General features: G+C 76.3%; 12 protein-coding genes. All 12 read right to left on the bottom strand.

The window, feature by feature from the left end; translation table 11 throughout:
• Window positions 1–190: 190 nt before the first annotated feature.
• Window positions 191–1,015, bottom strand: a complete 825-nt coding sequence (locus tag ACI789_RS11005; RefSeq protein WP_457008881.1) for a cytochrome c biogenesis CcdA family protein — start codon at window positions 1,013–1,015, stop codon at window positions 191–193.
• Complete coding sequence (locus ACI789_RS11000) at window positions 1,015–1,593, bottom strand: redoxin domain-containing protein (protein WP_457008879.1); 579 nt, start codon at window positions 1,591–1,593, stop codon at window positions 1,015–1,017. Before ACI789_RS11000 ends, ACI789_RS11005 begins: the two co-directional genes overlap by 1 nt.
• Entirely contained in the window at window positions 1,590–2,252 is a 663-nt protein-coding gene (locus tag ACI789_RS10995) for a histidine phosphatase family protein (protein ID WP_457008877.1), read from the bottom strand. The genes ACI789_RS11000 and ACI789_RS10995 overlap by 4 nt, the downstream gene beginning before the upstream one ends.
• Complete coding sequence (hemL, locus tag ACI789_RS10990; RefSeq protein ID WP_457008875.1) at window positions 2,252–3,625, bottom strand: glutamate-1-semialdehyde 2,1-aminomutase; 1,374 nt, start codon at window positions 3,623–3,625, stop codon at window positions 2,252–2,254. The genes ACI789_RS10995 and hemL overlap by 1 nt, the downstream gene beginning before the upstream one ends.
• Window positions 3,622–4,107: a hypothetical protein gene (locus ACI789_RS10985; protein WP_457008873.1), complete on the bottom strand. Its 486-nt coding sequence runs from the start codon at window positions 4,105–4,107 to the stop codon at window positions 3,622–3,624. Before ACI789_RS10985 ends, hemL begins: the two co-directional genes overlap by 4 nt.
• The gene (gene hemB, locus ACI789_RS10980) at window positions 4,107–5,093 is read right to left on the bottom strand and encodes a porphobilinogen synthase (RefSeq protein ID WP_457008871.1); all 987 of its coding nucleotides are present in this window, start codon (window positions 5,091–5,093) and stop codon (window positions 4,107–4,109) included. The genes ACI789_RS10985 and hemB overlap by 1 nt, the downstream gene beginning before the upstream one ends.
• 14 nt (window positions 5,094–5,107) lie before the next feature.
• Complete coding sequence (locus tag ACI789_RS10975; protein WP_457008868.1) at window positions 5,108–6,658, bottom strand: uroporphyrinogen-III synthase; 1,551 nt, start codon at window positions 6,656–6,658, stop codon at window positions 5,108–5,110.
• A gap of 82 nt (window positions 6,659–6,740) precedes the next feature.
• Window positions 6,741–7,676: a hydroxymethylbilane synthase gene (hemC, locus tag ACI789_RS10970; RefSeq protein ID WP_457008866.1), complete on the bottom strand. Its 936-nt coding sequence runs from the start codon at window positions 7,674–7,676 to the stop codon at window positions 6,741–6,743.
• Complete coding sequence (locus ACI789_RS10965; RefSeq protein ID WP_457008864.1) at window positions 7,673–9,049, bottom strand: glutamyl-tRNA reductase; 1,377 nt, start codon at window positions 9,047–9,049, stop codon at window positions 7,673–7,675. Before ACI789_RS10965 ends, hemC begins: the two co-directional genes overlap by 4 nt.
• Window positions 9,046–9,708: a redox-sensing transcriptional repressor Rex gene (locus tag ACI789_RS10960; RefSeq protein ID WP_457008862.1), complete on the bottom strand. Its 663-nt coding sequence runs from the start codon at window positions 9,706–9,708 to the stop codon at window positions 9,046–9,048. The genes ACI789_RS10965 and ACI789_RS10960 overlap by 4 nt, the downstream gene beginning before the upstream one ends.
• Window positions 9,709–10,048: 340 nt before the next feature.
• A complete protein-coding gene (locus ACI789_RS10955; RefSeq protein ID WP_457008860.1) occupies window positions 10,049–10,294 on the bottom strand; it encodes a glutaredoxin family protein in 246 nt (81 codons plus the stop codon).
• A complete protein-coding gene (locus ACI789_RS10950; RefSeq protein WP_457008858.1) occupies window positions 10,291–11,838 on the bottom strand; it encodes an AMP-binding protein in 1,548 nt (515 codons plus the stop codon). The genes ACI789_RS10955 and ACI789_RS10950 overlap by 4 nt, the downstream gene beginning before the upstream one ends.
• Between the last annotated feature and the right edge of the window lie 170 nt (window positions 11,839–12,008).

Below are 12,008 nucleotides of genomic sequence, written 5' to 3'. Positions count from 1 at the left end.
GCGGGGGCCCGGCCCCCCCCCCCCCCCCCCACCCCGCAGCCGCCGCCCCCGCGGGCGGGGGGGGGGGGCGCCGGCCCCCCCCCCCCCCCCCCCCCCCCCCCCCGGGGCCTCGATGCTCACAGCTCGACTCCGGGCTCGTTCCGCTCCTCGCTCGCTGCGATTGCTCGCTCCCCCGTCGTCCTCGCGACGCTCACAGCGAGGTCTCCGCGAGACCGGTGGCCGCCAGCCACGAGCGCAGCCAGCCCATCATCTCCGTCCACGCGCCGGTGACCAGCAGGACGCCGACGACGAGCAGCAGCGCGCCGCCGACGCGGGTGACCGTGCGGGCGTGCCGGCGCAGGAACGACGTCGCGCCGAGCGCCCACCGGGCACCGAGCGCCACCAGCACGAACGGCACCCCGAGGCCGAGGCAGTAGGCGACGCCGAGGAGGGCGCCGCGCCCGGCGGTGGCCTCGACGTAGGCCAGGGAGTTCACCGCGGCCAGCGTCGGCCCCAGGCACGGCGTCCAGCCGAGGCCGAAGACGACGCCGAGCAGCGGAGCGCCGGCCAGCCCGGCGACCGGGCGGGCGGACAGCCGGGCGGTGCGCTGCAGGAACGGCAGCCAGCCGAGGAAGGCCAGCCCCATGACGATCGTGACCACGCCGAACACGCGGGTGAGGACGTCGGCGTGCTGCAGCAGCAGCCGGCCCAGCCCGCCGAACGCCGCGCCGAACGCGACGAAGACGACGGTGAAGCCGAGGACGAACAGCGCCGCGCCGAGCACCATCCGGCCGCGCGGGGAGCGCTCGTCGGCCTCGGTGCGCACCGCGGTCGCCGTCCCACCCCCGGCGGGGGTCGTGACCGCAGCAGTCGTGCGGGCGCCCGCGCCGGCCAGGCCGGTGACGTAGGACAGGTAGCCGGGCACCAGCGGGAGGACGCACGGCGAGGCGAAGCTGACCAGCCCGACCAGCGCCGCGACCGCGGCCGCGACGAGCAGCGGGCCGTCGGTGACCAGGCCGCTGAAGGTCTCGCCCATCAGCCCTCCTCCGCCAGCAGCCGGTCGAGCACGCCGCGCAGGTCGTCCTGCGCCACCTCGCCGGTGTAGACGGCGGCCACCCGGCCGTCGCGGTCGAGCACGATGGTGGACGGGATCGCGTTGGCCGGGTAGTCCCGGAAGGCCAGCGCGACCTCGCCCCGCGGGTCGTAGAGCGACGGGAACTCGATGCCCTCGCTGTCGACGAACGCCTGGGCGAACTGCTCGCTGGTCTCCTTGACGTTCAGCCCGAGGAAGGCCACCCCCCGGTCGCGCACCTCGGCGTAGACCTCCTGGAACTGCGGGGTCTCCACCCGGCAGGGCGGGCACCACGAGCCCCAGAAGTTGAGGACGGCGACGTCGCCGTCGAGCTCGGTGGAGGAGAACTCGCCGCCGCCCAGCAGCGTCCCGGAGAACTCCGGCGCGGCGGCCCGCTCGGCCTCGGGGATGACCTCCCCGACCGGGGTGCCGGCGACGAACCGGAACTCGCCGCCGTTGTTGACGTCGACGGCGTTGGCGCCGGTGGAGCAGCCGGCGAGCAGCATCGCTGCGGCCAGGGTCCCCAGCAGGCGCCCCCTCATGCGCCGGGGACCGCGTCGGGGTCGGTGGCGCCGGCCGGCTCGGCGTAGGAGAGGCCGACGAACCGGTCGCCCTCGTAGGTCAGCGAGGTGACGCTGGCCAGGCCGCACTGCCGGCGGCGCGGGTCGTGCGCGTAGCGGCGTCCCTCGAGGTGCAGCCGCAGCGTCCAGATCGGCAGCTGGTGGCTGACGCACACGGCCGCCGCGCCGCGGGCGGCGTCGCGGGCGGCCTCGACCGCGGCGAGCATCCGGGCGGCGATCTCCACGTACGGCTCGCCCCAGGACGGCCGGAACGGGTTGCGCAGCTTCCACCAGTGCTGCGGCTGCCGCAGGGCGCCGTCGCCGACGCCGACGCGCAGCCCCTCGAAGGCGTTGCCGGCCTCGATCAGCCGCTCGTCGACGGTCACCGGCAGGTCCAGCGTCTTCGCGATCGGCGCGGCGGTCTGCTGCGCCCGCTCCAGCGGGCTGCACACCAGGTGGGTGACGGGCGGGTGGGAACCGGCACCGGTCTGGAACCACTCGGCGGCGGCCAGCGCCATCGCCTCGCCGGTCTCCGACAGCCGGTAGCCGGGCAGCCGCCCGTAGAGGACCTTCTCCGGGTTGTAGACCTCGCCGTGGCGCAGGACGTGGACGACGGTGGTCTGCCCCTGCGACGGTGCCATCAGGTGGTCACCTCGGTGGGGTCCTCGGCCGGCGGGGCGGTGGCGGGGTCGGCGGCCGCGGCGGCGCGGGCGGCGGCCGGCAGCGCCTCGAGGACGCGGTTGACGGCCTCGTCGTCCAGGGCCGCGCTGACGAACCACGCCTCGAACGCCGACGGCGGGAGGTACACCCCGCGGGCGAGCATCGCGTGGAAGAAGGCGGTGTAGCGGGCGGCGTCCTGGCTGCGGGCGTCGTCGTAGTCGCGCACCTGCCGCTCGTCGGGCACGAAGAACACCGAGAACATCGACCCGGCCTGCTGCACGCGGTGCGGCACGCCGGCGGCGAAGAGGGCGGCGCTGGCCGCGCCGCGCAGCGTGACGGCGACCTCGTCGCAGCGGGCGTAGACCTCGTCGGTGCAGTGCCGCAGCGTGGTCAGCCCGGCGGCGACGGCCACCGGGTTCCCCGACAGCGTGCCCGCCTGGTAGACCGGCCCGGCCGGCGCGAGGTGGTCCATGAGGTCGGCGCGGCCGCCGAACGCGGCGGCGGGCAGGCCGCCGCCCATGACCTTGCCGAAGGTGAACAGGTCGGCGTCGACCGGGTCCAGGCCGTACCAGCCCGAGCGGGAGACGCGGAAGCCCGTCATGACCTCGTCGAGGATCAGCAGCGCGCCGTGCTCGGCGGTGATCCGGCGCAGCTCGGCGTTGAACCCGTGCAGCGGCGGGACGACGCCCATGTTGCCGACCGCGGCCTCGCTGATGACCGCGGCGATCTCCCCGCCCCGCTCGGCGAAGACGGCCTCGACCGCGGCGACGTCGTTGTAGGGCAGGACGACGGTGTCGGCGGCCGCGCCGGTGGTGACGCCCGGGGTGTCGGGCAGGCCGAGGGTGGCCACCCCGGAGCCGGCGGCGGCCAGCAGGGCGTCGACGTGGCCGTGGTAGCACCCGGCGAACTTGACGAGCAGCGGGCGGCCGGTGACGCCGCGGGCCAGCCGCACCGCCGAGAGCACCGCCTCGGTGCCGGAGTTCACCAGCCGCACCCGCTGGACCGGGGGCATCCGGGCGATGATCTCCTCGGCCAGCTCCAGCTCGCCCTCGGTGGGGGCGCCGAAGGTCAGCCCGCGGCGAGCGGCTGCGGTCACCGCCTCGAGGACGGCCGGGTGGGCGTGGCCCAGGATCAGCGGCCCCCAGGAGGCGACCAGGTCCACGTACCGGCGTCCGTCGGCGTCGGTGAGGTAGGGGCCCTGGCCGGACACCATGAACCGCGGGGTCCCGCCGACCGCCCGGAAGGCGCGCACCGGGCTGTTCACCCCGCCGGGGGTGACCTGCTGTCCGCGGGCGAACAGGCGGGCGGAGGTGGGGGCCTCGTAGGCGTAGGGATGGCTGTCCAGCGAGGTCACGAGCCCAGTGTCCCCTTCCGGTCTGGGAGGCCGTGCGGGGTGTCCGGCACGGCGGCGAGCAGGGTGGTGGTGAGCGCGACCGGGTCGCGGGTGGGCAGGAGGACGGTGCGGCCGTCGGTGAGCCGCAGCGGCAGCCCGGTGCGCCCGCGCGGCAGCGATGCCGCGCCGCCGAGGACCGGCGCGCCGGCGTCCACCCCCGCGGCGCCCGCGGCGACGGCGCGCAGGTGGGCGGGATCGACGTCGGTGAGCAGCACCCGTTCCGGGCCGACCGCGAGCGCCTCGTCGTCCACCCGCACCGTCCACGCGCGGCGGGCGCTGACCACGTTCGCCGCGAGCAGCGCCGCCAGGACCCCGAGACCCGCCCAGACACCCGTCGGCACCCCCGGCCCCGGCAGCACCAGGTCCAGGACGACGAGGAGCCCGAGGACCCCGGCGACCAGCCGGAACGGCCGCCAGGAGCCCCCGGGCTCGACGTACGGCATCAGCGCAGCCAGCGGGCGGCCTCCACCGCCCAGTAGGTCAGCACCGACCCGGCGCCGGCGCGGCGGATGGCGGTGAGCGTCTCGAGGATCGCCCGCTGCCGGTCCACCCAGCCGTTGGCCGCGGCCGCCTCGACCATCGCGTACTCGCCGCTGACCTGGTAGGCGCTGACCGGGACGTCGACGGCGTCGGCGACCCGGGCGACGATGTCCAGGTAGGGCAGCGCGGGCTTGACCATGACGGCGTCCGCGCCCTCGGCGAGGTCCTGCGCGACCTCGCGCAGCGCCTCGTCGGCGTTGGGCGGGTCCATCTGGTAGGTCGAGCGGTCGCCGAACTGCGGCGCACCCTCGGCGGCCTCGCGGAACGGGCCGTAGAAGCCCGAGGCGTACTTGGCGGCGTAGGCGAGCACCGGCGTCTCGGTGTGGCCGGCGCCGTCCAGGCCCGCGCGGATCGCCGCGACCTGGCCGTCCATCATCCCGCTGGGCGCGATCACGTGCGCCCCGGCCTGGGCCTGGGCGATCGCCACCGACGCGTAGCGGTCCAGCGTCGGGTCGTTGTCGACCACACCGGCCGGGGTCACGACGCCGCAGTGCCCGTGGTCGGTGTACTCGCACAGGCACAGGTCGGCCATGAGCACCAGCTCGTCACCGAGGTCGGCGCGCAGCTGCTGCAGGGCGAGGTTGACGATCCCGTCGGCGGCGTCGGCCTGCGAGCCGACCGGGTCCTTCTCCGCGGGGATGCCGAAGAGCATCAGCCCGGAGATGCCGGCCTCGGCCGCCTCGTGCGCGGCCTTGCGCAGCGAGTCCATCGTGTGCTGGACGACGCCGGGCATCGAGGAGATCGGCACCGGCTCGCCGATGCCCTCCTTGACGAACACCGGCAGCACGAAGTCCGCCGGGGCCAGCCGCGTCTGGGCGGTGAGCCGCCGCAGCGCGGGCGTCGACCGCAGCCGGCGCCCGCGCGCGATCGGGCGGCTGGGAGACGGCACTGTGACCCCCCCGCTCACTTGGAGTCGCCCTCCTCCTCGGCGCGGCGGGCCGCGGCGAACTCGGCCAGCGCGTCGACCAGCGGGCCGACGGCGGCGGTCTCCGGCTGGACGTCGACCCGCAGGCCGAACTCCTGCGCGGTCGCGGCCGTCTGCGGGCCGATCACCGCGACGACGGTCTTCGCATGTGGCTTGCCGGCGATGCCGACCAGGTTGCGCACGGTGCTCGACGAGGTGAAGCACACCGCGTCGAAGCCGCCGCCCTTGATCGCCTCGCGGACGGGGGCGGGCGGCGGAGCGGCCCGGACGGTCCGGTAGGCGGTGACGTCGTCGATCTCCCAGCCGCGCTCCTTCAGGCCCGCGGCGAGGGTCTCGGTGGCGATGTCGGCGCGCGGCAGCAGCACGCGGTCGATCGGGTCGAGCACGTCGTCGTACTCCGGGAAGTCGGCGAGCAGGCCCTGGCTGGACTGCTCACCGGTCGGCACGAGCTCCGGCACGATGCCGAAGGCCCGCACCGCCTCGGCGGTCTGCTCGCCGACGCAGGCCACCTTGACGCCGGCGAAGGCCCGGGCGTCGAGGCCCAGGTCGACGAACTTCTCGCGCACGGCCTTCACGGCGTTGACCGAGGTGAACACGATCCAGCCGTAGCGGCCGGTGACCAGGCCCTTGATCGCGCGGTCCATCTGCGCGGGGCTGCGCGGCGGCTCGACGGCGATCGTCGGCACCTCGACCGGCACCGCCCCGTAGGCGCGCAGCCGGTCGCTCATGTCGCCGGCCTGGTCCTTGGTGCGCGGCACGAGGACCCGCCAGCCGAACAGCGGCCGGCTCTCCCACCAGGACAGCTTGCCGCGCTTGTCGACGGCCGACCCGACGGTGGCCACGACCGGGCCGGTGACCGCGTCGAGCCCGGCGGTCTTCTCCGCGACGGCGGTGAGCTTGGCGACGACGCTCTTCTGGCCGGTGCCCGACCCGCCCGTGGTCACCACGATCGGCGTGGTGCCGGACAGCCCGCCCTCGACCAGCCGCGCCGCGGCGTCGGGGAGGTCCTCGGCGTTGCCCTGCAGGACCAGCGGGGCGTCGAGGCCCTTGGCCGCGGCGGCGAGCGCGGCCAGGTCGGCCTCGCCACCGCGCAGGTCCGCGGTGACCGCGGTGCTGCCGAGCGCCACGCCGGCGAACGCCGGGACGCTGGTGGCCGACGCGACGCCGGGTACGACGTCGAAGCCGACCGAGGTGCGGCCCACGGCCAGCACCTCCTTGACCGCGGCGTCGGAGGTGAACGGGTCGCCGGCGACCAGACGGACGACGGTGCTGCCGTTCTTCGCCGCCGCGACCGCGGTCTTGGCGACCTCGGCCGGCTCACCGGTGACGGTGGTCAGCTCCAGCCCCGGGCGCTCGTCGCGGACGGCGTCCTGGAGGGTCTGCGGGACCCCGGGGTCGACGAGGACGGTGTCGGCCTCGGCGAGCGCCGCGGTGGCCCGGGCGGTCAACATCCCGGGGTCGCCCGGGCCGGCGCCGACGAAGACGACCGTGCCGGCCGTCCCGCCGTTCTGCTTGCGGAAGCGCGTCATCGCGTGCTCCTGTTCCTGGCCCGTGAGGGCTGGTGTGCGGGGGTTCGGGAGGCCGGGGGGATCTGCCCGGCCGGGATGGGGCTCATCGGGCGGCCGCCATGAGCTCGGCCGCACCGCGGTCGAGCAGGTCGGCGGCGAGGTCGCGGCCGAGCTGCTCGGCCTCGGCCGGCGGCCCGGTGATCGAGCCGCGGACGCCGTCGCTGCCGTCCAGCGCCGTCACCGAGGCGCGGAGGAACAGCTCGGGGCCGTCCTCGCCCTCGGCCAGCTCGGCGTAGGCGGCCACCGGGGCGCTGCAGCCGGCCTCGAGGGCGGCGAGGGTGATGCGCTCGGCGACCACGCAGGCCCGGGTCGCCGGGTCGTCGAGGGCGGCGAGCAGCTCGCGCGTGCGGTCGTCGTCGGCCCGGCACTCCACGGCCAGCGCGCCCTGCGCCGGCGCGGGGAGCACCTGCAGCGGGTCGAGGGTCTCGGTGATCGCGTCCAGCCGGCCCAGGCGGGTCAGCCCCGCGCGGGCGAGCACGACCGCGTCCAGATCGCCCGGCACGACCCGCGCCATGCGGGTGTCCACGTTGCCGCGGATCGGCACGATCTCCAGGCCCAGCCCGAGCGCGCGCAGCTGGGCTACGCGGCGCGGGGCGCCGGTGCCCACCCGCGAGCCGGGCGGCAGCTCCCCGAGGGTCAGCCCGTCGCGGGCGACCAGCGCGTCGCGCGGGTCTTCCCGCGGCGGGACGGCGGCGACGGCCAGGCCGGGCTCGGGCAGCGTCGGCAGGTCCTTGTAGCTGTGGACGGCGACGTCGACGGTGCCCTCCAGCAGCGCCTGGCGGATCGCCGCGACGAACACGCCGGTACCGCCGAGCTGGGCGATCGCGGCCGAGGAGCGGTCGCCCTCGGTGCTGATGTGCACCAGCTCGACGGGCACGCCGCTGGCCGCGGTGATCGCGTCGGCGACCGCCTGGGACTGGGTGGTGGCCAGCTGGCTGGCCCGCGTGCCCAGGCGGAGGGTGCCGGTGGTGGTGGTCACGACTGACCACCGGCCTGCCGCAGCTCGTCGGGGTCGACGGTGACCGCCTCGGCGAGGTTGGCCCGCTCCGGGGCCAGCTCGGCGTCGATGCCGAGCCCGAACAGCGCACGCAGCGCGTCGGCGTAGTCGACGCCGCCCGGCGCGCTGGCCAGCTCCTTGACCCGCACGGTGGGCTCGTGCAGCAGCTTGTCGACGACGCGGCGCACCGTGCGGGCGACCTCGTTGCGGGCGCGGGCGTCGAGGTCGGGCAGCCGGGTCGACAGCCGCAGCAGCTCGGCGTCGACGACCTCGGCGGCCTGGCTGCGCAGCGCCGACACCGTCGGGGCGACCGCGGCGGCCTGGCGCTCGGCGCGCAGCAGGGCGGTCTCGGCCTCGATCAGGGCGTGGGCGGCGGCGACGTCATCGGCGGCCACCGTGCCCGCGGCGGGCCGATCGCCCTGCAGGAGCGCTCCGTTCCGCTCGCCCTGCAGCAGCGCCAGGTCGACGACGTGCACGCCGGGCACGGCCGCGACACCGGGGTCGACGTCCCGCGGGAGGGCGAGGTCGATGACGACCAGCGGGCGGTGCACGCGGTCGGCCATCGCGGCGGCGACCACGTCGGTGCCGATGACCAGGCCGCGGGCGCCGGTGCAGGTGACCAGCACGTCGGCGGCGGCGATCTCCTCGGGCAGCCGGGAGAGGTCGGCGGCGCGGCCCTCGACCGACACGGCCAGCCGCTCGGCGTGCGCCGGGGTGCGGCTGCTGACGGTGACCGCGGCGCCGCGGCGGGCCAGCGTGGTGGCGGCCAGCGCGCCCATCGAGCCGGCGCCGACCACGAGCACCGGGCGCCCGGCCAGGGAGCCGATGCGGTCCTCGGCGCGGTCGAGGGACACCGACACCAGCGAGGCGCCGGCCTTGTCGATGCCGGTCTCGGAGTGGACCCGCTTGCCGACGCGCAGAGCCCGCTGGGCGACCGGGTGCAGGGCCCGGCCGACGGAACCCTGCTCGCGGGCGAGGGCGTAGGCGTTGCGCAGCTGACCGAGGACCTGGGTCTCGCCGACGACCATCGAGTCCAGCCCGGCGGCCACGGTGAACAGGTGGGTGACCGCCTGGTCCTCGTAGTGGACGGTCACGTACGGCGAGAGCTCCTCGACCGTGGCCCCGGCCTGCCGGGCGAGCACCCGGCTGACGTCGGTGACGCCGCCGTGGAAGCGCTCGACCTCGGCGAAGACCTCGACCCGGTTGCAGGTCGCCAGCACGATCGCCTCGCTGACGTGGTCGCTGCCCAGCAGCTCGTGCAGGGCCTTGACCGTGTCGTCGTGGCCCATGGCGAACTGCTCGAGCAGCGCGACCGGGGCCGTCTGGTGGCTCACGCCGACCGCGAGCAGGCTCATGCGAGCACCTCCACGGCCGGCGCGGCGGCACCGCGCTGCTGCCCCAGGAAGGCGAGGACCTGCAGCTCGACGGAGAGGTCGACCTGACGGACGTCGACCCCCGCGGGCGCGGACAGCGCCACCGGTGCGAAGTTCAAGATGCTCCTCACCCCGGCCGAGATGAGCCGGTCGCAGACGGACTGGGCGACCTCGGCCGGTGTCGCGATGACCCCGATCGTGGCCGCCGTCGTGGCGACCACCTCGTCGAGCTCCGCCATGGGACGGACCGGCTGGCCGCCGATGTGCTGGCCCACCCGGGCGGGGGCGGCGTCGAACAGGCCGACGAACCGGAACCCGCGGCTGCCGAAGCCGGCGTAGTCGGCCAGCGCGGTGCCCAGGTTGCCGATCCCGACCAGGACGCAGGCACGGGAGCGCTCGACGCCGAGCACCTGCGCGATGCGGTCGCGCAGGGTCGCGACGTCGTAGCCCACCCCGCGCACGCCGCAGGGGCCCAGGTGGGAGAGGTCCTTGCGCAGCCCGGCGGGGTTGACGCCGGCCGCGGAGGCCAGCTCGCCGGAGGAGACGGTGCTGCGGCCGCCGGCCAGACCGGTGAGCACCCGCAGGTACACGGCCAGGCGGGCGACGGTGGCCTCCGGGATCCGGGGCCGCGGCTGCGTCACGGGACTCTCCTCGCCGGCGCTCGTCGACCCCGTGCCGCGCGTGCTGCTCGACCCCATGACCTCGCCGGCTCGGTCACGTGACTACTCCACAGCGGTCGCGCCCGCACCTCCGGCGGGTGCCGGATGCAGTCGTACGACATCGGGGACCCGGGCGGATTGCCGCCCGGCGACAGCCACGGTAACCGCTTGTGAACGCAGGAACAAAGTCGCTGGGGGCCTGATCGGCCACACGCCAGCGCAGAAGCGCCCTGCTGTGGTGGAGACCATACCCTGCGCCCACCGGATCACCCCCACCCGGGTGACCCGCGGCTGTCGTCAGGCCGTGCCCCGTCGACTGTCGTCAGGTCAGGCCGAGGTCCCGGCGCAACCTCGGGACGTCGACCGCGAAGTACGAGTGCTCGCGGCCGTCGAGCAGCACCACCGGCACCCGGTCGCCGTACTCGGCCTGCAGCTCCGGGTCGGAGTCCACGTCGACCGACGCCGTCGGCAGGCCGGCCTCGGCGGCGATCTGCGCGAGGGTGGTCGCCGCGTCCTCGCAGAGGTGGCAGCCCTCCCGGGTGAGCAGCTGCAGTCGCGCCTCGGTCACGTCGCCCCTCCCGTCCCGGCCGGCTCGGCGCCGGCGTCCTCGTCCGGCTGCATCAGGCCCAGCTCGCGCAGCCGCGCCCGGCTCACCTTCCCGGTGAGCGAGTGCGGCAGGGCCGCGAGCACGTGCACCGACGTCGGCACCTTGTACCGCGCCAGGGACGCCGCGGCGTGGGCGCGGAGCTCCTCGAAGGAGACCTCGCGTCCCGGCCGCAGCGCCACGACCGCCCGCACCGCGTTCCCGGTGCGCGGGTCGGGGACGCCGATCACGGCGCTCTCCGCCACCGCGGGGTGCGTGTCGAGCACCCGTTCCACCTCCGCGGGGTAGACGTTGAAGCCGCTGACCAGCACCAGGTCGCTGCGCCGGTCGACCAGGTGCAGGTCACCGTCCTCGTCGGCGTAGGCCAGGTCGCCGGTGGCCAGCCAGCCCTCGGCGTCCGGGCCGTCGGCGCCGTCCGGCCAGTACCCGGAGAACAGGTTCGGCCCGCGGACCCAGATCTCGTCCGGCCCGTCCCCGGCCTCCTCCTCCGGCTCGTGCAGGGCGGTGTCGCGCAGCTGCAGCTCCACCCCGGGGATCGGCCCGCCGATGCAGGCCGGCTTCGCCCGCCCGGTCGCCAGGGTGCTGGCCACCACCGGGCACGCCTCGGTCAGGCCGTAGCCCTCCCAGACGGTCACCGCGGCCCGCTCCCGCATCGCCGTCCACACCTGCTCCGGCAGGGGCGCGGCCCCGGAGGTGGCCACCCGGACGGCGGCGAACGACCGGCGCAGGCCGGCGTCGGAGCCGGCGGCGTCGGCCGCCGCCAGCCACGCCTGGTACACCGGCGGCGCGGCCGGGACGGCGGTGACCTCCTCGCGGGCCATCACCTCCAGGGAGGCCGCCGGGTCGAAGGCCGGCAGGAGCACGGCGCACGCGCCGGTCGCCGCGACCAGACCGAAGCCGGCGTTGAGCCCGTAGACGTGGAACAGCGGGAGCACCCCGAGCACGCGGTCGTCGGGCCGGACGGGCGCGGGGTCCATCGCCAGGCACTGCACCTGGTTGGCGTGCAGGGCCCCGGCGGAGAGCATCGCCCCTCGGGGGCGGCCGGTGGTGCCACTGGTGTAGGCCAGGAACGACAGCGCGGCCGGGTCCTCGGCGACCTCGGGCGGGTCGGCGTCGTCGGCCGGCGGACCGGCGAGGACGGGCACACCGGCGACCGGGTCGCGACCGCCCGCGGCCACGAGCAGCGCCGCGCCGGAGTCCTGCAGCAGGTACTCCAGCTCCGGGTCGGTGTAGCCGGTGTTCACCGGGACGACGACCAGCCCCGCTCGCAGCGCGCCGAGGCTCGCGCGCAGCCAGTCGGTGCCGTTGGGCAGCTGGACGGCGACCCGCTCCCCCGGCCGCAGACCCCGGGCGGCGTAGCCCGCGGCCGCGCGGTCGACCTGCGCGTCGAGCTCGGCCCAGTTCAGCCGCTCGTCCCCCGCGACCACCGCCGGCGCTTCCGGCCGGGCACGCGCGGCGGCCCGCACGAGCGCGGCCAGCGACACCCCCGGATCGGTTCCGTCGGTCACGGACACCTCCTGTCGGAGCCACTGTCACTCCACGCACAGGAGAGGCATCCCGACGCACTGTGCCCGGGTGGCGTGGACGCGCTGCGACGATGTTGTCACCATGGGCTCAGTCCCGCAGCACCGCGCGGCCGGCTGACCCGTCGCGCCCGGAGCGAGCCGACGCGGCTCCG

Source organism: Geodermatophilus sp. SYSU D00965, assembly GCF_054050075.1.
This window is presented reverse-complemented; position numbering and strand designations above follow the sequence as displayed.